The organism is Agarivorans sp. QJM3NY_29 (genome assembly GCF_050870835.2).
Classification (GTDB): Bacteria; Pseudomonadota; Gammaproteobacteria; order Enterobacterales; family Celerinatantimonadaceae; genus Agarivorans.
The window spans coordinates 1,194,993-1,220,280 of sequence record NZ_CP194036.2 but is presented as its reverse complement, the minus strand read 5'-3'; the positions used below and the strand labels follow the sequence as shown (position 1 = coordinate 1,220,280).

Genomic DNA, 25,288 nt, shown 5'->3' with positions numbered 1-25,288 from the left:
TGCCACTGACTTGACTAACGAGCCTGTTTGGCCAAATAAGGCTTTAAATAATCGATGAGTAAACGCAACTTTTTAGACCTTGTGGCCCCCTTGGGATAAACCCCGTACACATCAATGTCATCCAGCTGATAATCTTCCATAAGCACTTCTAACAAACCCAGTTTTATCCGAGGTTGAGCATCATATAACGGTACTCGGCCTAGGCCATGGCCCCCTTCAATGAAGGCTGTACGAGCTGCTGCGTTATTGGTGCTAATCCCGCCTTTGGTGCGAATACTAAAAGAGCGGTGCCCTTTACGCAGGTTTAAAGTATTCGAACCCGTGGTATAAATCACCCATTGATGAGCATCTAAGTCCGCAGGCAAACGAGGACGACCATACTGATTTAAATACTGTGGCGAGGCACATAAACAAGTATTCAGCGTAATCAGTTTGCTGGCTTGCAAGCCTGAATCTTCCAATACAGCGCCACGGATCGCTAAATCAAACCCCTCTTGAATGACATTTACCACTTCATCACTCAACACTAAATCGATATTGATTTTGGGGTACAAGCTTCGAAACAAATTAAGCGCAGGCACAATAATCCGTAAGCCAACATTCACCGGACAAGAAATTTTCAACGAACCTTCCGGTTCCTGTTTGATATTTTCCATTTGCATGTTGGCAGCCTTAGCTTGCTCGGCAATATTATGGCAGCGCTGATAATACTGTTCTCCCGCCTCAGTCAGATGCAAACTGCGAGTGGAGCGATTAAGCAAACTCACACCTAAGTTAGACTCAAGTTTTTTAACGTGATAGCTCACTACTGCACGGGTAATCCCGATGTGTTTGGCCGCAGCACTAAAACTGCCTTGTTCAACCACTTGAGCAAATACCACCATACTTTTTAACTGCTCAAAAGACATACTCATGGGACCAGTCCCCTAGTTAATTAGCTATCTGGCTACAATTGTATCAATAATTAAACCAATAATGTCTATTTAATCTGCATTGTCGCATTGTTTATAGAGGACTACACTGCTGGTCATTGGCGTGATGCCCACGCCCTAAACAAATAAATTCAATAAGGTATCGCGATATGAGCAACGCAAAAAAAATCTTAATGGTTCTAACCTCACACGATGAACTAGGCAACACCGGCCACAAAACTGGTTTTTGGGTAGAAGAGTTTGCAGCCCCTTATTACGTATTCTTAGATTCTGGCGCAACGATTAGCCTTGCATCTCCTAAGGGCGGCCAACCACCAATCGATCCAAACAGTGAACTAGCCGATTTTCAAACCGACGCCACTCGTCGCTTCGACCAAGATGAAACAGCTCAGAAACATCTTGCCAATACACTAAAACTTGCTGATGTGAATGCCAGTGACTACGATGCAGTCTTCTATCCTGGCGGTCATGGCCCACTTTGGGACTTAAGCGATAACCCCCAATCAATTGGCTTATTGGAAAGCTTTATCCAACAACACAAGCCTGTGGCTGCCGTTTGTCACGCCACTGCTGCACTGCTCAACGTGAAGCAAAGCAATGGTGATTTATTAGTCAAAGGTAAAAGCGTTACTGGCTTTAGCAATAGTGAAGAAGATGCAGTGCAGTTAAGCGAGGTAGTTCCGTTTTTACTAGAAGATGAACTCAAAACCCGCGGTGCAGACTACCAAAGTATCGCCGACTGGAATCCCTATGCTGTACAAGATGGCTTAATGATTACCGGTCAAAACCCAGCCTCATCTGAGATGACCGCCGAGAAACTCTTACAACAACTCGCTTAAGTTTAAGACCTGTTGATACTGTGCTGAAGAATGCTGCTTTGTTTCATTGACAAAGCGGCATCACTCAACAGCCTTGAGCCGAAAAAACAAACTATGAAGGAATTAAGATGTTAAATTTTTCTTTTCAAAACACCACCCAAATTCATTTTGGTGAAGGTCAAATCGCCAATATACAACAACAGCTACCTGCCGATGCGCGGGTATTACTCACCTATGGCGGCGGCTCGATTAAAAATAATGGCGTCTATCAGCAAGTCACCGAAGCCTTGGCAGGCCATCACTGGGTTGAGTTTTCTGGGATCGAGCCAAATCCGCAGTACAAGACCTTGATCAAAGCCGTTGAATTAATCAAAACAGAACAGCTTGACTACATTCTCGCCGTTGGCGGTGGATCGGTCATCGATGGCAGTAAATTCATCGCCGCAGCGGCGCTTTATCAAGGTGATGATCCTTGGAACATCATTGCTAAACGCCATCCGGTAGACAGCGCCCTCCCTTTAGGTGCAGTGCTCACTTTGCCAGCCACCGGATCTGAAACCAATGCAGGTGCGGTCGTGACCCGTGATGGGAACAAATTGCCATTCATGGCGGCAGCTGTACGGCCGCAATTTGCTATCCTCGATCCCAGTGTCACGTTGAGTTTATCGCCGCGCCAAGTTAGTAACGGCGTAGTAGATGCCTTTGTTCATGTGATGGAGCAATACCTCACCTATCCTGTGAATGGCAAAATTCAAGACCGCTTCGCCGAAGGGATCTTACTCACCCTCATCGAAGAAGGGCCAAAAGCCCTAGCCGCCGAAACCAAAGATAACATTGAGGTTCGCGCCAATATTATGTGGGCCGCCAGCATGGCTTTAAACGGATTAATTGGTGCCGGGGTACCACAGGATTGGGCGAGTCATATGCTTGGCCACGAACTCACGGCCGCGTTTGGTGTGGATCACGCCCGCAGTTTATCGATCACTCTCCCCGCAGTAATGAAAATCCGTAGAGAGACCAAAGCCGCCAAGTTATTACAATATGCCGAGCGGATCTGGGGCATCACCGAAGGCGATGAACCGCAACGGATCGAGCAAGCAATTGCCGCCACCGAAGCATTTTTTAAAGCGATGCTGGTGCCAACCCGTTTATCGGAAATAGACTTGGGCGACCAAGATGTCGAATTATTATTAGCCAAGCTTGAACAACACCAAATGCTAGCACTCGGCGAAGACCAACAAATCAACCTAGATCTTAGCCGTCAAATCTACCAAGCGGCGCTATAAGCCAAACAGCGGCGCTTCATTACATCTTGAAGCGCCATTCAACATCTCCAAGGAAAACTCATGATTACTGTGCACCATCTACAAAAGTCTCGTTCCAAGCGCGTTTTGTGGTTACTCGAAGAACTCACCATGCCTTATCAAGTCGTCGTTCATCAACGCGATCCGGTGAGTAATTTAGCGCCACCAAGTTTGAAAAAAATCCATCCTCTGGGAAAAGCGCCGATTATTGTTGATGAGCAGCGAACTCTATGTGAATCGGGAGCAGTCATGGAATATCTGTTAGACAAAAGCGAGCAACAAGCGCTTCGCCCCGCAAAAGACAACCCAAACTATTACAGTTACGTGGAATGGCTGCATTTTGCAGAAGGCTCACTCGCCTTACCGGTGATCACTCACCTGCTGTTAGGTTTAGAACAACGCGATGCAAGTCAGCCTTTAGACTCTTACATTGGCAAAGAACTCGCCGTTGATTTTACTTATATTGAACAACATTTAAGCCAGCAGCCCTACTTTGCAGGCCAGCAGTTCAGTGCTGCCGACATTATGATGACAATTGTATTAGAAATTGCCGACAGCCAAGGCTTACTGCAAGAGCGAAGCCATACCCAAGCTTACCTTGCCAAAGTTCAGCTACGCCCCGCTTATTTAAAAGCAGCAAAACAAGGATAATTGACTGGAGCGCGGCCCAACAAGCTTAAGAGCCTGAGAGGCCCAATGAGGCCGATTTATGGCTTGTAGCCACTGGCGCAGAACGCTGTAAATTTACTTTCGGGCGAGACTTTGTCCGCTGCCAAAAAAAACGGTAAGCCTCCCGTTGGGCCTGCACTCGGCTTACCCCAATGTCAGCCAACTGATCATCACTCAACTTTGCCAAGGCCCGACGGCTACGTGCGAGCATTTGATAAGCAGCGAGTGTTTGCTGTAAACGGTGAGCCAATAAACGAGCTTGAAATATGGGTCTCATTGCATCTCTCCTGTACTTTGATGATGACCCTTTCAGTATAAAATTCAGTCACCAAGCATGACAGATTCAGATAATTTTTATCTTTACATGACAGAACCACAAAATGGCCATCTGTAATGCTTTTCATCCATCTATCTGTCATGCTCTTCTACTTATTTTGCTAATCTGTACTTAGACATGTTATTACTGAGCCCTGCAGAGGAGGAGGTAGGATGACCTTATATCAACAATTTGCCCACGAACTACAAATACAGATCATGCAAGACTATTACCCGATTGGGCAAAAGCTGCCGTCAATCCGCGAAATGAGTCAACGACGCGGCGTGAGTATTTCAACCGTTCAAGAGGCTTACCGCCTGTTAGAAGACGCTGGTTTTGTGCATAGCAAATATAAGTCCGGTTACTACGTTAGTCCGCGCCAACAAGAGCAACCCTTACCTTCGCTGAGTCAACCCGAACAGCGCCCAGTGCTAATTGATAACTGGCAGCAGGTATTAGATCTCACCATGACCGAAAGTAACGACCACTTTCTGGCGCTTGGTCGAGGCTCACCGGATACCACTGCGACAACCCTAAAGCCCTTAAAGCGCTTGATGACCGAGCAAATTAAAAACAACAGCAAACAAATATTTAGCTGTGACAAAGGAAATGGCCTGTATAAGCTTCGGGTACAGATCGCACGCTTAATGCAAAACTCAGGCTGCCATATCCATCCCGATAACATTCAAATTACCGCTGGCTGCCAAGAAGCCTTGTCCTTAAGCCTAAAAGCTCTCACCCAACCCGGTGACATTGTTGCAATAGACTCTCCTAACTTCTACGGTTCGATGCAGGCCATTCAGTCAAATCAGCTCAAAGTTTTAGAAATTCCGACCCACCCCGAAACGGGAATTAGTCTGCCCGCTCTCGAGCTTGCGCTAGAGCAATGGCCAATTAAGGTACTACAGCTGATCCCTAGCTCAAATAACCCGCTGGGTTATCAGATGCCCGAAAAAAATAAACTCAAACTCCTTCGTTTGGCAGAAAAGTATGACTTCGCCATTATTGAAGATGACATCCTCGGGGATACGGTGTATCAACACCCTCGGCCACGCAGCCTTAAATCTTACGATAGTAACGAGCGCGTGCTGTTTTGTTCTTCGTTCTCAAAAACCATCGCCCCCGGTTTACGAGTGGGCTGGGTTGCCCCCGGACGTTTCGGTAAAATGCTCACCCACTTAAAATTTGTAAGTTCCTTAGGCGCCAATAGCCTACCGTTATTGGCAGTGGCCGATTTTATTGAACAAGGGTATTACGAAAAACACCTCCGCCTGGCCAAACAACAGTACCAAAGCAATCGAGACCTGATGCTACAGTGGCTCAAGCGCTACTTCCCCAAAGGAACCAAAATCAGTCGTCCGCAAGGCGGGTTCTTCTTGTGGGTCGAACTACCAGAACAAATCAATGCCGAACAACTGAATGAACGCTTAAAACCATTACGCATTGGTATCGCTCCGGGAAACTTGTTTTCGGCAGCCAATAAGTATCAGCACTGTTTACGCCTCAATTATGCCAACCTTCCCAACCAGCGAATAGAGCGAGCCATCGAAACTATTGGTAAGCAAGTTCAATTGATGTTGCAGCAAGCCTAAACTTGCGCAGGGTCTGTGCTCCCTCACCAATCAAAATTGGCACAACTTTATCAATTGCGGTCACCAGCACCAAGAGGCAAAAGTTGCTCGACTCCACATGATTCAAATAATCAGTAGCATTTCATGCCCGAGCTAATTTTCTAATGCTAAGATATTACAAATAGCAAGAGCCTGCGAAATAGCTGTAATCCGTAAGCTCTCGATTAATTTAAGCATCCTGTTATTTGATTGTTATTAGCCGAAGCGATAACTCGTATATACGCCATAGATAGCAGCTAACGATCAAACAACAGAGGCCAACTGTAATCCTTATCAACGGACTAGGTATAAATAGAGGGATTTAAACATGTTACGTACCGTATTCATCAGCTTATTATTATTTGGCTGCGGCTCTTCAAGTATTGCAGTACTCGCGGCAAATTGTGGCAGTGGCGGCGGTGCCAGTGTTTGTTTAGCGGCCAGCCCCAGTGCCGGAGCAATCGCTCTTAATTGGACCATTGAAGGAACCGTAAGCAATCTTCAGCTTTATCGCGATACCGACGCCGACCCCAGTGGCCGAACGCGCATAGCCACCCTAAATACTACAACCACCAGCTATAGCGATAACACCATACAACTCGCCAGCCCTTATTATTACTGGCTCAAATTCACCGCCAATGGTCAGCAGTATAATTCAGCCGTAGCCAGTGCCACCACTTACAATACAGTCTGTGGCGAATACCTGTGCTTAAATGCCAGAGCCAACAACGCAACCATTGATTTAAATTGGTCGAAGGCTGGAGAGGTATCAAGTATCCAACTATATCGCGATACAGATGCCGATCCCAGTGGCCGAGTGCGGATCGCTAGTCTTAGCAATAGCGCACAGACTTATGTCGATCAGGATACCAGCGCGGGAACCACCTATTACTATTGGATCAAATATGGTTTAGCGGGCAGCCAATATAACTCGAATACCGCGCAAGCGACGGCTAGCGGGGCAGCCAGCTGTGCAGGGGAAACCAGCGGCGTTACCGCCAATCATATTTACTACGTATCCCCCACAGGAACCAGCTGGGCCAATGGCGACAGCTTCAACTCAGCCTTAGATTTTAACAGTGCACTGAACTTAGTCGGTGCAGGCGAAATGCTCCTATTGCAAGCTGGCAGCTACAACATTCCTTATACCAGCGGCGTTGCCAATACCATCACTCTCGCCAAATCGGGACAGGCTGGCGCACCAATCAGTGTGGTGGCCGCCAATTGCGGGCGAGCCATCATCGATTTTTCTTTCCCCGAACAGCAATGGGTACAAAACTCCTATGGCTTTGCTTTAAATGGTGATTATTGGTATTTCAAAGGCATTGAAGTGACTCGTGCTGGCTATCAAGGGGTTTATGTAAAGGGCAAACATAATACTTTTGAAAACTGCGCTTTCCACCACAATCGCAATACTGGTTTAGAAATTAATAAAGGGGGAGCCTATACCACGGTGATTAACTCCGATGCTTATCGTAATTACGATCCTAAAAAGGATGGCAGTATGGCCGATGGCTTTGGCCCTAAGCAAACCCAAGGGCCGGGCAATAAGTTTATTGGTTGTCGTGCTTGGGAAAATTCCGACGATGGCTTTGATACCTACGACAGTGATGAAGTGGTGATTATCGAAAATAGCTGGGCTTTTCGTAATGGCGTTGACGTATGGGGCTATGGCGGCTTCTCCGGCAACGGTAATGGATTTAAATTAGGCGGAAATTTTAAGGCGGCCAATAATCGGATCAGCAACTCAGTCGCTTTTGGGAATCCGCTGAAAGGTTTTGACCAAAACAACAATGCTGGCGGGATCACGCTGCTCAACAACACCGCCTATGATAACGGCATTAATTTTGGCTTTAGTAATTCCCTCAACGATGGCGAGACTCACATCTTCCGCAACAATATATCCTTATCTAGCAGTGAGAATATTAGCAATGCCGACCAGCTGGCGAATTCATGGAATGGCGGTGTATCGCTCAGCGCGGCAGATTTTCTCAGCCTGGATCTTTCTTTAGCCACCATGGAAAGAAATATCGATGGTAGCTTAGCCGATAACGATTTATTTAAACTGAAATCAGACAGCGACTTAATCGATGCTGGCGTTGACGTAGGTTTACCCAGCTTAGGCCATGCCCCAGATTTAGGTGCTTTTGAGAAGCAATAAACATCTCGGTAGATGTGGCGAATAGGCCGCATCTGCCGGACAAAGCCACTCGGCTAGCCCCTATTCAATCCTTCCCTTACGACCAACACCCCCAATAAATGAACTTATCCCAGTAAACAAAAATGCTCGAGCTTTATTATCGTTCGATATGACCTGTTTGACTCGATAGTTAGTCAACATCAACGCGCCTTCAGGCCGATGTTTCATCGGTGAAAAATCACTTCCCTTAGATGCTTTGGTAAACCGCATTTGGAATATGAGATCATAGATTGCGATCCATTACTGGTTGAATTTTTATGCGGAATACTATTTTTTCCATCAAGCTGCGCCTGTTATTTCTGATGTTCGTATCCTTGTCAGCCCTCTTCATTACAAACTTCGTGCATTATTCTACAAACATTCAAAATAACTATTTAATCGTCACTCTTGGACTTTGTTCGATTGCCATTATTCTGGCCTTTATTCGATTTTATCTAAGCTTGGTCGCCCAGATCAGACAAGTCCGTCAACAGCTAGAAGAAATGAATCTCGGCAACTTTTCTGTAAAGAGTGAACCTTTCGAAAAGGGAGAATTCGCTAAAATCACCCAAAGCGTAGCCTTGCTCAGAGAAACGATTGGACAAATTTTGTGTGACTCAATGGCTTTACTAGATCAAGCAGATCACGATGGACAAACATTTCACACACTAGGAAATAGTTGTAGTGCGCAAATTCAATCACAACAAGAACAAATGGAGCTACTCGGCTCAGCGATGACTCAAATGTCGGCGACCATTGTGCAAATCGCATCAAATGCCGAAGTGGCCGCCAATAAAACTCAAAACGTAAGTGCCAGCGCTCAAAACGGTAGCCTTATTATGCAAAAAATGGCCGAAGGAACCAAAGCGGACGCGACGCATATTCATTCATCCAGTCAACATGTTGATGAACTTAACAGCGGTGTGATTCAGATTAATGAGATGACTAAGATGATTGAAGATATTTCCGAACAGACTAACTTGTTAGCCCTCAATGCGGCCATCGAAGCGGCAAGAGCAGGAGCCCATGGAAGAGGTTTTTCTGTGGTCGCAGATGAAGTACGAAACCTAGCTAGCCGCACTCAACAATCGACGCATCAAATTCAAAATACCATCCAAAGCCTAAACTCGAAGGCTAAACACTCGCTAGATGCGATGCATATTATTGCCAGTAATGTAGAACAAGCCGTTAACGCTATTAATAATCAAGCGACTGAAATAAAATCTATTTTTTCTGATGTGGTTGAGGCTAGTGACATGGTCACGCAGATTGCCACCGCAGCAGAGCAACAGACAACCGTCACCGAAGAAATCAATACAAACGTTGTGATGATCAACAACTCATTAGCCGAGATTGGCAACGCAGTACTAAAATTAGCGAACCAGAGCACAAGCCAACGAGATGAGTCTCTACAATTAAGAACGCGTTTGGCTCGTTTCAGTCTTAATGTTCAAAAAACCACATGAGGGTAGTTGCTTTGTAATTCACAGAATTAAGGCAGCTTGAGTATCAGCGTCAATATTTTAGTGAGGCTAAAATCGTTTAGTTGTATCCGACCAAAACTGGTTAACTTGATGCGACTTCCCCTTGGCTGGTGTATCGAGTTTTAAACTAATTAGACTAAACTAATTAGACAGCCATTCTAACTATCCAATAAACTAATTAGACAGCCATACTAACTATCCAATGAGCATCTGTCGATGTCATCAACTCAAATCTAAACTAATTAGACAGCCATTCTAACTATCCAATAAACTAATTAGACAGCCATACTAACTATCCAATGAGCATCTGTCGATGTCATCAACTCAAATCAACTTTGAAGAGCTAACTTGTTCTTAAAAACCTTACATACTGGGGCGTTAATCAAAGCTTTAGTCAATGCGAAGCGATTCATGAGGGCGAAAAATAACTAATTAGACAGCCATTCTAACTATCCAATGAGCATCCGTCGATGTCATCAACTCAAATCAATTTTGAAGAGCCAACTTGTTCTTGAAAACGCTAAATATTGGGGCTTTAGTCAATGCGAAGCGATTCACGAGGGCGAAAGACATAGTGATTCGAGATATGCTAAATACCTACTCAGTCGACAAAAAATCAGACTATAAATAAATTACTTACCCAGCATCAAGCCAGCGTTTAACCGCTGCCATGCCTTTGATGCGAAGTTGATTGTGCTCACGCTTGTAGCGCTCTAGCGAGTGACCCGCTCCCACCACACTGGCGAAGTGATGCTCTAAACCCGTGCTCAAGGCTAACCAGCTTTCTTCATCGATTTGTAAGCGCTGTAAAATGGGCGCTTGTGCATCATCGATATACCCACGTTTATCTTCTCTGATAACGCGGCCGGTGAGCTCCACCAGTTGCAGGTAGTCTTGTAGCTCAAAGGGTAAACCTTTAGGCATGGTTTCTCTGGGGTTACCGACAAAAGGCATTAGCGGCTTGGGTTGCTGACCTTGTTTGGCTTGCTGAATGCGCTGTTTGATACTGGTGTGGTCTGAGGTTTCAGGCGTGCTCGCTATATTTGAGCGAACCGGGTTTAAATCCACATAGGCCATACAAGCTGCGAGGGCTGCTTCATCTAAAAGCGCTTGAGATTTAAAACGCCCCTCCCAAAAACGACCGGTACATTGGTCTTCTTTATTGGCAGCTCGAGCAATGTATTCATTCAAATGGCGCATAAACCAGCTTAAATCAAAAAGGCGAGTCCGATAGACTTCAGCTGTGGCGTGAATGGCCTGTAATTGCACCTCACTTAACTTTGGACGTAACTCAGAATTGAGATACATTTGAGTCAGTAAGGTGCCCTGATGCAGAATATGCCAGCGTTCTAACACTTCATCCATGGACCAGGCTTCGGCTTTAGCCTTATCAATGTGCAATACCATATGGGTATGATTACTCATGACAGCATAGGCACAGACATCAATGGCAAAAACCGCAGTAAGTTGCAGCAAATAATCTTCCACCCACTGGCGGCGGTGCTCATAGCTTTTACCTGTGTGTTGGTCTTTACCGCACAAAAAAGCCCGCCGAACACAGCGGGAAACACAGTGATAATAAGGTGTATCCAATAAGCTCACTTGCGACTGTCTGGACCGAGGCATGGCAATAACTCCCTAAAACCAACTATTGATATTTTAGATTATTATCATCATTTGGCTAGTTGGGATGGCTGTCTTGTTATTTTTTTGTTATTTTTTTTATTTTTTGTTCAGCTCACCCTCTCTTTAAGTAAAAAGGTGTCTGGCTTCTTTCAGAAATTTCCTCACGCTCATGCCCTTGCCTTTCACTAGACCTTAGCGTTTAATCATCAGATAGTTACTGGATAGTCAGCCCCTATAGTGGGCTTTCAGCGCATTTATCCTTACTCATTCAGGCGAATTTTCCGCTAACGCTCAACGTAGCCCCATAACTTGGCCTAGTGTGCCCCAATCAAGAGTTTACAATCGTATGAAAATTTCATTAAAACCGATGAATGATGAGTCATTCTCGAAGTATCAAAATATAATGATCCCTGCTTATGCAAATGAAAATGTTCAATCTGGCCGTTGGGATAAATCAGGAGCATTAGAGAGGTCTAAAAACGAGTGTTTTAATCTTTTACCCGAGGGATTAAAGAGCAAAAATAATTACTTATTTGATGTGATAGAAAACACAAGTGGTGATCATGCTGGCTATATTTGGGTTAAAGTTGAAGATCAAGCGAGTAGCAAATCTGCTTTTATATATGACGTTGGTATATATGAAAATTATCGTAGAAAAGGTTACGCAAAATCTGCACTTCATTTAATTGAAAAAGTCGTCGCAGAGCAGGGAGTCACGAGCATAGGGCTGCATGTTTTTAATCAAAACACTGGTGCCCAATATTTATACAATAGCATCGGTTATCAAATGGTTAGTCACAACATGCGTAAAATCATCAAGCCATAATTGGGTTGCCAAAGGGAGCTAGCCCCCTAAATGCGGATCAGAAATAAAAGGGGTCACTGTCTGAGCGGCTAGAATAATCAACAATTTTATATTTAAAAGCAATCACTTAAATAAAATCATCTTTTACGATCAGCTTCCATAGAGAGTAGTTTTGCTTTGCGCTGTCCCCCCCAACGATAGCCTCCGAGCTGACCATCTCCGCGTAGTACTCGGTGACAGGGGATCAATATTGCAATATTGTTAGCACCACAGGCGTTAGCCACCGCACGAAACGATTTTGGTGCATTGATACCTTCCGCGACTTGTTTATACGATACCTGTTGTCCGTCTTCGACACTCATTAAAAATTTCCAGACGCTTATTTGAAATGCGGTACCGCGCAGGTGTAGCGGTAAGTCGGGCTTTGGTCCTTTGCCGGCAAGGTGACTCTCCAGGGCTTCAATCCACAAGTCCAACTCATGAGACATATCTTCAGGGCTTGCTACCAGCTGCGCATTGGGAAACTCACGGTGCAGTGTTTGTAGAAGATGCGTTGCGTCGTCGGCTAAGTGCACAAAGCATACGCCTCGCTCGGTGGCGGCCATCATTAACTGACCGAAGACGGTGGTCCTTAAGGCAAATGAGATGGTGAGGTTTTTGCCCCCGTCACGATAAGCAGAAGGTGTCATACCTAGCTTTCGGTTGACTTGCTCATAGACTCGGCTGGTTGAACCAAAACCCGCTTCAAATATCGCATCGCTGATACCGCCCCCTTTTTTAAGTGATTGCTTTAATCGATTGATGCGGATGGCATTCTGAAAAATCTTGGGCGACACGCCAAACATGGCCTTGAACTTACGTTGTAAGTAGCAAGGACTAATCGCTGCTTGCCTAGCCAATTCTTCAAGATTAAGCGCTTCGTCGGCATCGGTTTCGATTCTCTGAGCAACCTGCACTATACGTGCATCTGTATCGGCCATGATTCTATATCCAAGGGAGCTGTTTGCCCTCATCATATCCCATGGTCTATTTCGCAGCCATCCGATTCTTGCGCTTTCAAGTGCGCAAGAATCGGAGCGTATAACTTAATTTTTCCTCGTAAGCTGTTCATCAATACATTGATTACAAGGAATAATTTATGGCGCTTATTACACCAATACGTCCCGACTTTTTATTGAAAGCACGAAATGCAGGGCTCGACGATCAAAACCAAGCGGTCGTATTTAAAATTGCTGAAGGCGGTGAGCCATGTCGCGATATTTTACGCAGGGCCCGTGCTGGGGAAAAAATTATTCTTGCTAGTTATTGTCCGTTCGGCGCTCCCGGTCCCTACAAAGAATATGGGCCAATTTTTATTCGTGCTCAAGCAAGCGATGAACAACCAGATCTGACTCAACTCCCATTGCCAAGCGGCAAAGATACCGACTACTTGGGGCAAAACTTTGTACTAAGAGCCTACAATCGCGGCGAAGAAATTGTAGATGCCGAACTGGTTAGCCCAAGTAACGCTCAGCTCGTGCTGGATAATTTTTTATCCAATCCTGTTGTCGAGTTTGTGCTGCTAAGATTTGCGGCATATGGATGCTACGCCCTTAAAATTGAACGAGATTGACAGGCCCAAGAGCAACCTGACGACAAAAATAAGTCATCGATACCATCTATATATGGAACCTAGATTTAAGCCCCATCTTAAAAAAGCTTTTTGATGGGAGCTTGGTAATTTTTGAAGTTTGATGGCTTATAGATGTATGACAATAAAAAAGCCAAAGCCTCATAAATTGAGGGTACCTGGGTGGCTATTAAGCCCCCAACTCGTTTAATTGCTGGTTGGCATCTCGGTTGCTAACCACGCCATAAATACTTTTAAACGAGCTAATTTGGAAGAGTGCGGGTCATAGACCATATAGCGCTTCACTGGGTAAGGATGAGCAAGTTTAAAAGGAATCACTAGCTCGCCAGAATCAAGCTGACGCTGGCATAAATAAGGCACTGCTAGCGTAACACCATGACCATTTACAACCGCGTTTAACGCCATATCGGTGCTTGTTACCTTCGTCCATTGCTTATGCTGTTCATACTCCGTAATACCGATGTGATTAAACCAGCTTTTCCAATCATAAGCGCCTGGGCTTTCCAAAGTGACAAGCCAAGTAGAAAGCAGATCGATAGGAGAGTTTAACGGCAGTTTTTTCGCTAATTGTGCAGAACATATTGGATATACATCTGTTTGACCCAAATAATCACACGCAAGACTATCTGGCGTATATTCAGCGACTTTACTGCCAAAACGTATAGCCAAGTCAATATGTGCTTGTTTCAAGTCTTCAAAATGAGGAGAAGACACAACGCGAATTTGTATATCTGGATACTGCTCAGAAAAACACTGCAATCGTGGCATAAGCCACAGCGAGGTAAAGGCTTGGGTTGAGCTAATCGTAAGTTCACCAGCGATAACTTCTTGGCGAACTTGGCTTAAACCTTGATTGATAATCCCGAGTGCTTTTTGAGTATGTTCGAATAATAACTGTCCTTGTTGACTTAACACCATCTGTCTGCGTTTACGGATAAACATGCGCCCGCCTAGCGCCTGCTCCAGTTGTCGCATTTGTTGGCTAACAGCCGCTTGAGAAATACACAGCTCAGTCGAAGCTAAACTATAGCTTTTATGTCTGGCTGCACATTCAAATGTGACTAACAGATTGATATTTTTAAACAAAACAGATAAACCCAGGGTTAACGGCAGCAGGTATTATAAGCATGACTTATATTATAAGTCGATTCATATTGTTGGTACACATTCTCATTTTTCTGAATAATCACCTACAACAGCATCACGATAGCGACCACCAATAGAGGATATGTAAGATGCAAGAATTTAAACTTCTGCACCAACAAGCGCAGCCACTTTTAATCGCAAATGTGTGGGATGCAATCAGCGCAAAATGTGCACAAAATGCAGGATATCAAGCTTTGGGAACGTCCAGTGCCGCTATCGCCGGCCTGCTGGGCTACGAAGATGGTGAAGAAATTCCTTTTAAAGAATTACGATACATTGTCTCGCGTATTAAAGCAGCGAGTTGTCTTCCGTTAACAGTGGATATTGAAGCGGGATTTAGTCGAGATCCTAAAATCATTGTCGACAATATTCAGCAATTGCTTGAGCTTGGTGTTGTCGGTATCAATATTGAAGACAGTCGAGTCGGCTCAGACAGAACCTTGGTTGATACCAGTGAATTTACCAAGCTACTCGCTGCTATTTGTTATCAATTACAGCAACGTGAGATAGATGTATTTATTAATGTACGATGTGATGTCTTTTTACTAGGTATAGATAATGCCGTTGCAGAAGCAGTAAAACGAATAGCATCTTATCAAAGGACTGGAATTCATGGACTATTCTTTCCTTGCCTGAGCCAAATTGATGATATCAAAACAATCGTCAAAGCTGCGTCACTCCCGATCAATGTAATGACAATACCTGAATTACCTGACTTCGAGGTATTAGCAAGTTTAGGAGTGAAACGTATAAGCATGGGTAACTTTGCCCATCAAGCTATGCATAAAAGACTACAACACCAATTACTTGAGATAACAGAAACAGGAAACTGGCAGTCTTTATTTTCTCAAGAAAAACAGCTGTCGATGTGACTTTAGCTATAGCATTTTGTTTAAGGGGCAGACACCGTGCAACAGATCAATATTCAGTATTTCAAACATCCTTATGCGGAGTTTCTTCTCGGTTCGTATCAAGGTCAGCTTTGTTTGTGCGACTTTCGATATCGCAAAATGAGAGCGTCTGTTGATAAACGCATTCAGCTTGGTCTGAATGCATCATTTACAGAACAAAACGACGATATTTTGGAATCAACCAAGACTCAGCTTGAACAATACTTTCTTGGTGAACGTCGCGTTTTTGATATTCCCCTATTGCTGATAGGTACAGATTTTCAAAAGTCGGTATGGGGCGCATTAGAAAAGGTGGAATACGGTCACACCGCCACTTATCAAGATTTAGCTCGTTCAATTGGAAATGAAGCGGCAGTGAGAGCTGTCGGTAATGCAAATGGCGCAAATAGTTTGGCGATTATCATTCCTTGTCACCGTATTATTGGTTCTCAAGGTACGCTGGTAGGTTATGCTGGCGGATTGTCATTAAAAAAACGTCTTTTATCGTTAGAGCAAAATCTCTTCATTTAGCTTAAAACGCTACGAATAACAAAGCCTCTGTTTACATAAAAAGCATCCGGTTTGCTTAATCCCCGCCACCGTAGTGTCCTTGCCATTCGCTAGTCGCCAGCGTTTAATCATCAAAGTTTTATTAAACGGTGACCTTCCTACAGAGAACGTTCAAATAAAGGGGGCAGATACATTTTATCTGTCTGAGCGGGATGTTTGCGCCCCCCTGCTCTGCGACCGCGAATGCCTCGTTACTCTTCGCCCTGTAAGCATTTCCATTTCCTGTTTATAGATATAAGCCCTGTTATTCTAAATTGCTCACCACCGAACGAAGCAGGAAAAGATAATAAAGCCGCTTAACCCGCAAGAGCTTTAGTCACTTAAATTTCTTGCCGTATTTTCTACTTCCGTTTTATACCAGCCTTAAAACTTGTTGATCGATCCCCCCAAGCAGTGATCTCACCAATACGGTTTTCATCGTATCAAGCCGCTATCTCATCACCAAACAGTCATTCCGCAGCCGAAGCAAGCTGTGTTAGCATCACCCTATAAACCCTACCAAGGAATCATAGATGGCGAATAAAACACTTAAAGTGATTGTAGGCTCACTTAATCCGGTAAAAATTGCTGCCGTTAAAGAGGCCTTAGCGCTTTATTACCCGGAGCAGCAGATTGATTGCCAGGGCATGCATGCCCCTTCTCTGGTTGCAGAACAGCCCATGACCAGCCAGGAGACTCGCGATGGAGCAGTGAACCGACTTCGCTATTGTCAGCAACAACAAGATGCTGATTTTTATGCGGCCATCGAGGGCGGTGTCGATTTGTTTGAAGATGGTCCAGCTACCTTTGCTTATGCGGTGATTGCCGATCGACAACAGATGTCGGTGGGACGTGGGGCCAATATGCCCTTGCCTGCGTCGGTTTATCAAGCTCTTGCTCAAGGTGACGAACTCGGCCCGTTGATGGACAAGCTTTTTAATACCACCAACATTAAGCAAAAAGGAGGGGCAATTGGCCTGCTCACCAACGGATTAGCGACCCGCCAAGGTAATTATACTCACGCGCTGATCCTCGCTTTAGTAAGCTTTGCTCATCGTGAATTATTTAGCAACGAATAAAGTGAAGCTGCCTACCCGCTAGCTAACAGAGTGAATGACGGTAGGCAACCACTTAGGCGTTTAGCTAGCTTTTCGCTGGACGCCGAGTAAAGCCAAGGCCGATGAGGCCCGCCGCCATTAACCAAGCACTGGTAGGCTCGGGTACCGTGCTGGCAGGTTTGAAGTCGACTAAGTACATCATATCGTCATAGTCATCATCGCCTAATACGCCAGCTGATTGAAACTCATAGGGAAGGTCTTCCCAACCAATCAAAAAAGCATTGCTAAAACTGTATTCCAGCACTTGGCCACCAATTTCCAAGAATTTAGTGATGCCGTTAAGCTCCGGCATGGCAAAGGTCATCATATGATCCCAACCGCCATTGAGCTGATTTTCTGAATAGTAAGTGGTTTGGTTATAGGGCCCACCTTGCTCTAAATACCACGCAAACTCGCCGACCAGATCAAACGCTGCACCGCTAAAAGGATTGAGTGAAGAGCCATCACCAGTAAAACCAAACTGAGGATCGGAAGGCAATAAGGCGAGCTTATCTTGGCCTTTTCCCTTGTCGGTATAAACCCCCAGAGTATTGTAGTTCCCTGCCGTTAAGCCGATTAAGGCAATGTTATGCTGCCCCTGACCAATAAACACTTGATCATCGGCAACAAAGCGTGCGTCGAGGTCGGCATTACTGGTATAAGAGGTACCCAGCAATACATTTGCGGCATCAAATAGATCTGGCACACCATCGTTATGATCGTTCGCGGTGGGGATCCCATTGGCCTGACCATTATAGTGGTCATTTAGCACATGATCGGTAAATGGCATCGCCTGAGCACCAAAGTGCAGCAGCGACAAGCTGATTAATATTTTTTTCATAAAATTCCCGGATGTATTATTTATATTTTTTATTGAACTGTTAGCGCTGGTGACAATAACGTCACTAATTTTTAAGTGCCACAAGCAAGTGTTCGATTTGTGAACACAGGCTGGCTTGAGGTTTGAAAGCCGCAAAGCGAAACAATAGGTTGACAATTTTCTACAAGTGTATACAGTGGCAAACATTAGAAAATCAGTCTATTTTTTGAACTCTGCTTTGGTTGCCTTCATTTAACCTTCGTTCCGTCGTTTTAAATTCCAGCTTGTTTTTCCAATTGAGAGCATCGACTCTGCAACATGGTTTGTCACCAAAACGTCATACAAACCACTTATAAGTCAATGCGCAACCACTCTTGCTCGCCAGCCTAATTTTACTCGGCGTAACAGCCGCAAGAGACCATTTGAGCGACTCGCAACGCGAGCGCATTTAGCCTAACAACCTTGAGAGTTATATCTGAACTGCATCAACAGAACATTTCATCTAGTGCAAGGTTATTGGCCCCGAATTAAAGAGAGCAATAACGATGAGTCAAGACTCAAACTCAGCAACTAGCAAATCAGCGCAGCAATATGCGAATCCAATCCCTGATCGCGAAGCGATCATCGCCCTACTCGACCAACACGGTGAAGCCCTCACTCGCGAAAAAATCGCCAGTGCATTAGGGCTCAGTACCGACGATGACTTAGAAGCACTGCGCCGTCGCTTAATCGCTATGAGTCGTGATGGGCAGCTTCACAGTGATCGTCGCCGAGCCTATTGGCCGGTGGACGACAGCGAACTCGTCACCGGTACGGTGATTGGTCATAGAGAAGGCTTTGGCTTTCTAAAATGCCCTGGGCGCGACACTGATTTTGTGCTGCATAGTAGCCAAATGGCCAAGGTATTTGATGGCGATGTAGTGCAAGCTTTACCCAATGGCTTTAATAACCGAGGTCGCGAAGAAGCTCGCATCATCAAAATCCTCGAGCAAAATACGCACCGCATTATCGGCTGTTTAAAATCGCAAGATGGCCAACACTATGTTGAACCAGAAAACCAGCGGATCACCCACCGTATTGAAGTGCCTGTTGCTCAACTCGCCGGTGCGAAGCTGGGTCAATATGTGATGGCCGAGCTTATTAGCTATCCCTACAAGCGTAATAACGCCATGGCAAAAATTACCGAAGTAATCGGTGACCCTATGGCACCCGGTATGGAAATTAACGTGGCGATCCGTAGCCATGAGATCCCGCATATCTGGCCAAAAGTGGCGCTAGAGCAAGCAAAACAAATGGCCAGTGAAGTGAGCGAACAAGACAAGCGCCATCGTGTCGATCTGCGTACCACCCCCTTTGTAACCATTGATGGGGAAGACGCCAAAGACTTTGATGACGCCGTATTTTGCGAACCCGCAGCCGAAGGTAGCTGGCGTTTATTAGTGGCCATTGCCGATGTATCGCATTACATCCACCCAAACAGCCCCTTAGACGAAGAAGCACAAAAACGCGGCACCTCAGTGTATTTTCCGGGGCATGTGGTTCCGATGTTGCCAGAAGCCATCTCCAACGGTCTGTGCTCATTAAATCCGCATGTGGATCGCCTCGTCATGGTTTGTGAGATGAATATTGACGCCACTGGCCAACTAGCTAACTATCAATTTTTTGAAGCGGTGATCCACTCTCACGCTCGGCTCACTTATAGCCAAGTGGCTTGTATCTTAGAACGCAGTGACAGCCGCAAAGGTATCCGTTTAAGCGAGCACTATCGAGCGATACTGCCACAGCTACACGACTTACACAGCTTGTACGCAGTACTACGTGAGGCTCGAAATGAGCGCGGTGCCATTGACTTTGAAACCCAGGAAACCAGCTTCAAATTTGATGAGCAACGAAAAATAGAACAGATCGTACCGGTGGTTCGCAACGACGCTCACAAAATAATTGAAGAATGTATGCTGTGCGCCAACGTCGCCACTGCTCGCTTCCTAGAGCAACTCAAACTGCCAGCCTTATACCGGGTTCACCAAGGCCCTAAAGAGAAGAAACTCACCAGCTTGCGGGCTTTTCTTGGCGAACAGGGGTTACAATTGGGCGGTGGCGAAGCCCCCACCCCTGCAGATTATAATCGCTTACTAAACAGCACCAGTGAGCGCGCCGATGCGCAAGTGATCCAAACCATTCTGCTACGTTCAATGAGTCAGGCAATATATAGCCCCGAAAACCAAGGTCACTTTGGCCTAAACTTTGACGCCTATGCGCACTTTACGTCGCCCATTCGTCGCTATCCCGACCTATTGGTCCACCGTGCGATCCGCTCGGTGATCCGAGCCAAAGAGAGCGGCGGTTTACTACGCCGCGCCTTAAAAAGCATGAGTGGTAAAGGCTTAGATCCCGTTCGCCGTATTGCTGGCGCACCTAGTTCGGCACCAAAGGTCAACTATCCCTATCAAACGGAGCAAATGTTGATCTTAGCCGAGCATTGCTCGCAAGTCGCTCGTCGTGCCGATGCCGCCAGCTGGGACGTAGATGCCTGGTTAAAATGCGAATATATGCAAGACCGTGTGGGCGAATGCTTTACCGGTATGATCAGTGGCCTGAACAACTTTGGTTTATATATCGAGCTGCAAGACAGCGGTGTCGAAGGTGCGCTGCATGTTTCTGCGCTACAAGGTGATTTCTATCATTTTGATGCCGCTAAACAGCGTTTAACCGGAGAGAATAGCCGTAAAAGCTATGCCATCGGCCAACAAATCCAAGTGAAAATAGCTCGAGTCGACATGGAGCAACGTAAGATTGAACTGGTGCTTGCCGAACAACAAGGCCAAAGTAACAAGCGTAAGTCGAAGGCCAAATCGAAGGCAAAAACCAAATCGATAAAAGCCGCCTAAGGCGCTGCTTTTCTGCATATTTTGGGGTTACGCTGATCACTAAATTAAGCGTTCCCCCAGTCCTCTGACGCGAGTCATTATCGCGTTTAGCCGTGGGCGCATGGCACCGGAATCTTGCACCTCACTGAAAAAAGTATTCAAATGCAGTCGAGATACGCATTTGAAAACCAGAATTTAATGATTAAATTTTGACTTGAGAGCTTAAGCCAAACAATCATACAAGCGCATTAATTTCGTTTTTCTTCTGTCTGTGGATGACTCGTAAGCCAATTGTTATCCGCATTTGCTTCAATCAATTCCTTAATTTCGACCGTTTTATAATACCCGTAATGTACAAATGGATCTTGATTTACAAGCGCCGTTGCCTCTTCAATGTTCTGCACCATTAAAATTTGAATGGCTGAATCATTGTCGGTAAAAGGTCCGCATAAATGAAGCTTGCCTGATGCATCAAGTTGCTGTAAATGCTTGATATGTGCAAGTAACAATTGCTCACTAAAAAGGTCTTTATTTTTATCTGAAAGAAACGCCACAAATTTACGCAATTGTTATTCTCCGACCTGTGGTTAAAAATTGAGGTATTGCCAGCCCTTATCAGCGAAATAGTTTGCCTCGCCAATCCATCCACTCTAGACGCTTGTATGAAGCATCGCTGCGAATTGGAATCTGAGCCAGTGTATCTTTTAAAACTATCCCCATCAACCCAAAACAAAAAGAGCAACACCGATGCTGGTTCAGAGACTGCCGTATAAATATAAATTAATTCTGTAGTTACATTTACAGTATGGAAATGATTCATCGTTGTCGATTCGAAATTGTAATTTTATTCAGAACCGTACAATGGGTTTTCCCATTGATTTAACGAGTCAGCGGGTGAATCGCCAGTAAAAAATAACACCCAGTATCTAAAATCATCCCCTAATCCCACGTATTAGCTAATTTTGGGGCCATGATACTGCATTAGAAAAACTGCTAGCCGATAATTTCAATATCTTGCGCGGCGCACCATTTCCGCAAGGCTAATTCAGTATGCTCTGCTTCAAATTGATACCATGCTTCAATTTTTTCGGCGTGTTCCAGCACAAAATAAACAACGATATAATACTAGTTAGGGCAAGTCCCAACTTAACCTTCATAATATGGTCGGCAGCTACTTGAAGTGTTACACTGGCACAATTCAACATAAAGTCGCAGTTATTATGCGGTATTTTAAGGACTTCACTTTACCATTGAAATCATTCTTTTTACTGTCGTTACTTTTGTTAGTATCTTGCAATGAAGAATCTAGACCGAGCATAAAGCTCAGCGGAGATGAAGCAATGCAGCTACAACTTCTTTTTGAAGAAGAGGGAATTTCGTTTGAAGTCGATCAATCTGGTACCATAACATACAGCTATGAAGATCAAGATATAGCAACCGAACTAGTCTTAAAAGTATTCAACGAAAGAGAAAAAGCTAATACTCCTAGTTTCATATTTGCTGAAAAATCAGTACTTGAAGATTTCATTTCTTATTATGAAGCAGCAGGAGTGGATCTTGACTCACTCATATATGTAGAAGAACGCTCGCTCACTTGGAAAGAAGGCAAAGCGTCTGAAGTTAAAGGCTTAATAAATAACTACTTCAATGCAGAAATATTAAAGTAAGATCTTGTAACAAACCCAACACAGAAAATAAGCTTAACCTGCAGTAAAGAATTCGTCGAAATTTACTAGTAGTAACTGTTAAGGTCGCCCCTTTTAAACAACACCAAGATACCTCCGTAACTCAATTCTACATGCAGGTGTACCACCATCCCTTAATGCACAAGCACCATATTCAGTTGTGACAGACTCTAAACGTTCAGGAACTTCACGAGAATATTTATTTTCTATAATAGAAATTATATAATTATTCCCTACCTAATGTTCAGACTCATCAAATTCTGTAATAATTTTATATCCTCACATCTATTTTTTGCAGTAACCAATAAAATCAGGTAGGCCAACCGCCACGCTAGGGTATGGAACTTTAGAAATATCGAGTGCAAAATCAGTCAGCCAAACATAAATCAAAGAAAGACTCAAAACTACCGTCATTAATTCCACTCTCCCTAACAACCCAAACTACATAATTAGGATTTTTAGACAAGCGACTTACTAGTTCCTCATTTTCCAATAAAAATTTGTACCCACTCTTTGTTGAGACAACTAAACGACTAATTTGATCTCAAAATCGACCAACAAAGGCACTTTTGCAAGGAGGATGGGCTTCATAATAAAGACCGCTTTCATAATTTATACCTATATGGCCAACTTCATTTAGACCATTAATTAAGCTTGGCCTAGTACCATAATAACCAAATAAAAAATAACTAAGAAAAGAATAATATTTTTATCATAGCTACCACTAACGAACGAAGTATGGGCATCCATGATAAAAACTGCTAGCCGATAATTTCAATATCTTGTGCAGTGCACCATTCCCGTAATGCTAGTTCAGTATGCTCTGCTTCAAATTGATACCATGCTTCAATTTTTTCGGCGTGTTCCAGCAATGCTTTGAACCTTGAATAGGCGCCTTTATGTCGAAAAATCGAACGGACACGGTCATACTCTGACGGCAAGTATTGCTGCACAAAGTCAAAAACCAGCTCGGTACCTAAAGCTAGGTCATTCTTATCAGGAATCGCTAGATATTTCTCATCATCAATATCATCGGGCAACGCCTCTTCGTTATCGCCAAATTCAGAGTAAAAATAGCTTTTACCAGATACTTTGCAAATATATCCTTGATGTTCGAATGGCGAGCCAAAGTTGACCAACTCAAACAAATCCAAGATATCACTGAACTTAATCGCCATTCTGTTCACCTCCTGTTTTCTATTGAGCAGCTAAGGCCTTTACGAGGATAACATAGCTTTTTTCGCGAAACAGAGGATACTGCGTAAAAATTATACAAGAAGTATCCAACCACGCTTGCAGAAACTGGCTTTAGCGACGCTTATCCTTGTTTCTCTGTGCGAAGCACGTCAAAACCAGAGCCAATGCTATGCGCTGACTAAAAGTGGTCCACTTAGGAATATCACCATTTCAAGCCACAACACCATTCCCGCCCCTTATTCTGGGAACCGTACGTGGATACGATCGAAAGTGTTTGATTAGAGCTCAGGCCAATTGCTTATTGGCCCACGCCAATTTTCGTAGGCCTTCGCCAATGCAATTACTTTTAGGTCTTCAAACCGTGGGGCCACAATCTGTAAGCCAATCGGCATCCCACTGTTAGAGAAACCACAATTGATCGAGGCGGCGGGTTGCTCTCCCATATTCCATGGCACGGTAAACGCGATATGCTCAAACGGTTGCTGAGGATCGTTGGTTGGTGACGCCCATTCTGCCGGATAAGAAACATTGGGATTCACCGGAGAAAGCACTGCGTCAACTTCGGTGAAGACCTCCGCACAGCGGTCTCGCATTGCCAAAGTAGCATCGAAGCCTTTCACTACATCCAGCGGACTGGCGTCTGCCCCCGTTTTTGCCCATTCATAAATATAAGGAAGTATCGATTGGCGCTTCTCATGGCTCAGTTCTAGCATGCTTCCCCAGAAACGGCTGCGCCAAAATACGTCTAAGCCATCTAGCCATTCCCTTTTTAGAACCGGATCTATTTCAACGATTTCGGCACCCTCGCTGGCAAATCGTTGAGCCGCTTCAAGCACTGCGGCTTTCACTTCTGGCTCCGCTTCAATGCCGCACCCCGCATCTAAGAGCAAACCGATTTTCATCCCGCGAACGTCTGCAGGCGGAACATTCCAATCCAACGCTTCGAACTTAAGCGAAGTGGCATCTCGCCAATCTGGTTTTGCTAAAGTTGGCATGACCATCACCGCATCATCAACTGTTTTGGTCATTGGGCCTGCTGAACGCCCCGTATAATAGGGATAAATTGGAATTCGCCCAAGGCTTGGCTTAAAGCCAAACAGTCCGGTCCAGCCAGCAGGAAGGCGAACTGAACCACCGATATCGGTCCCAATATGCAATGGCCCGAAACCTGCTGCTCCCGCCGATGCGGCCCCGGCCGAAGAGCCTCCTGGGTTTTGAGTTAAGTCCCACGGATTACGGCTCAGATGGTGAAAGGTTGACAAGCCAGACGATAACATGCCGTAGTCCGGGCAAGTGGTCTTGGCAAAGATAATCGCACCGTCTTCTTTTAGACGTGCTGCGATTGGGGCGTCTTCGCTTGCTGGGGCTTTATCTGATGCTGCCGTCCCCATCGGGATTGGATCGCCTTGGGTGGCAATCAACTCTTTCACGGTAACAGGTACGCCGTCGAGCGGACCAAGCGTTTCCCCCTTAAGCCAACGCAGAGTCGACGCTTCCGCCTGTTGCATGGCTTGTTCAGGCTTATAAGCATAAAGTGCGCAAACCTGTGGCTCTATTTTTTCAACCCGCTCAATCAGCCAGCGCATATATTCGGAAGGCGTGGTATCGCCATTGGCATAAGCCTGTAAGAGGGCGCGGGTGTTTAACTTTGAAAAATCGATCAT

23 protein-coding genes are annotated in these 25,288 nt (G+C 44.9%); 13 read left to right on the top strand and 10 right to left on the bottom strand.

Features of this window, described 5'->3' with window-relative positions; genetic code table 11:
• Window positions 1-14: 14 nt before the first annotated feature.
• The gene (locus ACRRS0_RS05560) at window positions 15-914 is read right to left on the bottom strand and encodes a LysR family transcriptional regulator (protein WP_432454190.1); all 900 of its coding nucleotides are present in this window, start codon (window positions 912-914) and stop codon (window positions 15-17) included.
• A 167-nt stretch (window positions 915-1,081) separates the two neighbouring features.
• On the opposite strand from ACRRS0_RS05560, the gene ACRRS0_RS05555 reads away from it, so the two are divergent.
• From ACRRS0_RS05555 to ACRRS0_RS05545, 3 genes are all read left to right on the top strand, one after another.
• The gene (locus tag ACRRS0_RS05555) at window positions 1,082-1,771 is read left to right on the top strand and encodes a type 1 glutamine amidotransferase domain-containing protein (RefSeq protein WP_432454191.1); all 690 of its coding nucleotides are present in this window, start codon (window positions 1,082-1,084) and stop codon (window positions 1,769-1,771) included.
• A gap of 107 nt (window positions 1,772-1,878) precedes the next feature.
• The gene (locus tag ACRRS0_RS05550; protein WP_432454192.1) at window positions 1,879-3,036 is read left to right on the top strand and encodes an iron-containing alcohol dehydrogenase; all 1,158 of its coding nucleotides are present in this window, start codon (window positions 1,879-1,881) and stop codon (window positions 3,034-3,036) included.
• A 60-nt stretch (window positions 3,037-3,096) separates the two neighbouring features.
• Complete coding sequence (locus ACRRS0_RS05545; protein ID WP_432454193.1) at window positions 3,097-3,705, top strand: glutathione S-transferase family protein; 609 nt, start codon at window positions 3,097-3,099, stop codon at window positions 3,703-3,705.
• 25 nt (window positions 3,706-3,730) lie between these two features.
• On the opposite strand, the gene ACRRS0_RS05540 is transcribed toward ACRRS0_RS05545, so the two are convergent.
• Window positions 3,731-4,000 (bottom strand): DUF1127 domain-containing protein, encoded by a 270-nt coding sequence (locus tag ACRRS0_RS05540; protein WP_432454194.1) that lies wholly within the window; start codon window positions 3,998-4,000, stop codon window positions 3,731-3,733.
• 212 nt (window positions 4,001-4,212) lie between these two features.
• Here ACRRS0_RS05540 and ACRRS0_RS05535 point away from each other — a divergent pair, with 212 nt between their 5' ends.
• The 3 genes from ACRRS0_RS05535 to ACRRS0_RS05525 all read left to right on the top strand — a co-directional run bounded on the left by ACRRS0_RS05535 (window position 4,213) and on the right by ACRRS0_RS05525 (window position 9,294).
• Window positions 4,213-5,631: a PLP-dependent aminotransferase family protein gene (locus ACRRS0_RS05535; protein WP_432454195.1), complete on the top strand. Its 1,419-nt coding sequence runs from the start codon at window positions 4,213-4,215 to the stop codon at window positions 5,629-5,631.
• A gap of 346 nt (window positions 5,632-5,977) precedes the next feature.
• Window positions 5,978-7,810, top strand: a complete 1,833-nt coding sequence (locus ACRRS0_RS05530) for a right-handed parallel beta-helix repeat-containing protein (RefSeq protein WP_432454196.1) — start codon at window positions 5,978-5,980, stop codon at window positions 7,808-7,810.
• A 296-nt stretch (window positions 7,811-8,106) separates the two neighbouring features.
• A complete protein-coding gene (locus ACRRS0_RS05525) occupies window positions 8,107-9,294 on the top strand; it encodes a methyl-accepting chemotaxis protein (RefSeq protein ID WP_432454197.1) in 1,188 nt (395 codons plus the stop codon).
• Between the two features lie 654 nt (window positions 9,295-9,948).
• Here ACRRS0_RS05525 and ACRRS0_RS05520 read toward each other — a convergent pair.
• Window positions 9,949-10,938 (bottom strand): transposase, encoded by a 990-nt coding sequence (locus tag ACRRS0_RS05520; RefSeq protein WP_432454198.1) that lies wholly within the window; start codon window positions 10,936-10,938, stop codon window positions 9,949-9,951.
• 346 nt (window positions 10,939-11,284) lie between these two features.
• On the opposite strand from ACRRS0_RS05520, the gene ACRRS0_RS05515 reads away from it, so the two are divergent.
• A complete protein-coding gene (locus ACRRS0_RS05515; RefSeq protein WP_432454199.1) occupies window positions 11,285-11,764 on the top strand; it encodes a GNAT family N-acetyltransferase in 480 nt (159 codons plus the stop codon).
• Window positions 11,765-11,880: 116 nt separating this feature from the next.
• Here the strand turns inward: ACRRS0_RS05515 and ACRRS0_RS05510 are convergent, their stop codons facing one another.
• Window positions 11,881-12,723: a methylated-DNA--[protein]-cysteine S-methyltransferase gene (locus ACRRS0_RS05510; RefSeq protein ID WP_432454200.1), complete on the bottom strand. Its 843-nt coding sequence runs from the start codon at window positions 12,721-12,723 to the stop codon at window positions 11,881-11,883.
• Between the two features lie 158 nt (window positions 12,724-12,881).
• Here ACRRS0_RS05510 and ACRRS0_RS05505 point away from each other — a divergent pair, with 158 nt between their 5' ends.
• A complete protein-coding gene (locus ACRRS0_RS05505; RefSeq protein WP_432454201.1) occupies window positions 12,882-13,355 on the top strand; it encodes a DUF1203 domain-containing protein in 474 nt (157 codons plus the stop codon).
• 204 nt (window positions 13,356-13,559) lie between these two features.
• On the opposite strand, the gene ACRRS0_RS05500 is transcribed toward ACRRS0_RS05505, so the two are convergent.
• Complete coding sequence (locus ACRRS0_RS05500; protein WP_432454202.1) at window positions 13,560-14,459, bottom strand: LysR substrate-binding domain-containing protein; 900 nt, start codon at window positions 14,457-14,459, stop codon at window positions 13,560-13,562.
• 149 nt (window positions 14,460-14,608) lie between these two features.
• Between ACRRS0_RS05500 and ACRRS0_RS05495 the strand changes: the two genes are divergently transcribed.
• The 3 genes from ACRRS0_RS05495 to yjjX all read left to right on the top strand — a co-directional run bounded on the left by ACRRS0_RS05495 (window position 14,609) and on the right by yjjX (window position 17,037).
• Complete coding sequence (locus ACRRS0_RS05495) at window positions 14,609-15,391, top strand: isocitrate lyase/PEP mutase family protein (protein WP_432454203.1); 783 nt, start codon at window positions 14,609-14,611, stop codon at window positions 15,389-15,391.
• A 36-nt stretch (window positions 15,392-15,427) separates the two neighbouring features.
• Complete coding sequence (locus ACRRS0_RS05490) at window positions 15,428-15,940, top strand: methylated-DNA--[protein]-cysteine S-methyltransferase (protein WP_432454204.1); 513 nt, start codon at window positions 15,428-15,430, stop codon at window positions 15,938-15,940.
• Window positions 15,941-16,491: 551 nt separating this feature from the next.
• Window positions 16,492-17,037, top strand: coding sequence for an inosine/xanthosine triphosphatase (gene yjjX / locus ACRRS0_RS05485; RefSeq protein WP_432454205.1), 546 nt, complete (start codon window positions 16,492-16,494; stop codon window positions 17,035-17,037).
• A 64-nt stretch (window positions 17,038-17,101) separates the two neighbouring features.
• Here yjjX and ACRRS0_RS05480 read toward each other — a convergent pair whose 3' ends face one another.
• A complete protein-coding gene (locus tag ACRRS0_RS05480; RefSeq protein ID WP_432454206.1) occupies window positions 17,102-17,896 on the bottom strand; it encodes a PEP-CTERM sorting domain-containing protein in 795 nt (264 codons plus the stop codon).
• A gap of 524 nt (window positions 17,897-18,420) precedes the next feature.
• Between ACRRS0_RS05480 and rnr the strand changes: the two genes are divergently transcribed.
• On the top strand, window positions 18,421-20,763 hold the full coding sequence (rnr, locus tag ACRRS0_RS05475) for a ribonuclease R (protein ID WP_432454207.1): 2,343 nt from the start codon (window positions 18,421-18,423) through the stop codon (window positions 20,761-20,763).
• 227 nt (window positions 20,764-20,990) lie between these two features.
• On the opposite strand, the gene ACRRS0_RS05470 is transcribed toward rnr, so the two are convergent.
• Complete coding sequence (locus ACRRS0_RS05470) at window positions 20,991-21,308, bottom strand: YciI family protein (protein WP_432454208.1); 318 nt, start codon at window positions 21,306-21,308, stop codon at window positions 20,991-20,993.
• A gap of 774 nt (window positions 21,309-22,082) precedes the next feature.
• Between ACRRS0_RS05470 and ACRRS0_RS05465 the strand changes: the two genes are divergently transcribed.
• Window positions 22,083-22,409 (top strand): hypothetical protein, encoded by a 327-nt coding sequence (locus tag ACRRS0_RS05465; RefSeq protein ID WP_432454209.1) that lies wholly within the window; start codon window positions 22,083-22,085, stop codon window positions 22,407-22,409.
• Window positions 22,410-22,712: 303 nt separating this feature from the next.
• Here ACRRS0_RS05465 and ACRRS0_RS05460 read toward each other — a convergent pair whose 3' ends face one another.
• From ACRRS0_RS05460 to ACRRS0_RS05450, 3 genes are all read right to left on the bottom strand, one after another.
• Window positions 22,713-22,841 carry a hypothetical protein gene (locus ACRRS0_RS05460; RefSeq protein ID WP_432454210.1) on the bottom strand — a complete coding sequence of 43 codons (129 nt, stop codon included), beginning with the start codon at window positions 22,839-22,841 and terminating at the stop codon, window positions 22,713-22,715.
• A gap of 347 nt (window positions 22,842-23,188) precedes the next feature.
• Entirely contained in the window at window positions 23,189-23,605 is a 417-nt protein-coding gene (locus ACRRS0_RS05455; RefSeq protein ID WP_432454211.1) for a UPF0158 family protein, read from the bottom strand.
• 297 nt (window positions 23,606-23,902) lie between these two features.
• Window positions 23,903-25,288 (bottom strand): amidase, encoded by a 1,386-nt coding sequence (locus ACRRS0_RS05450; protein WP_432454212.1) that lies wholly within the window; start codon window positions 25,286-25,288, stop codon window positions 23,903-23,905.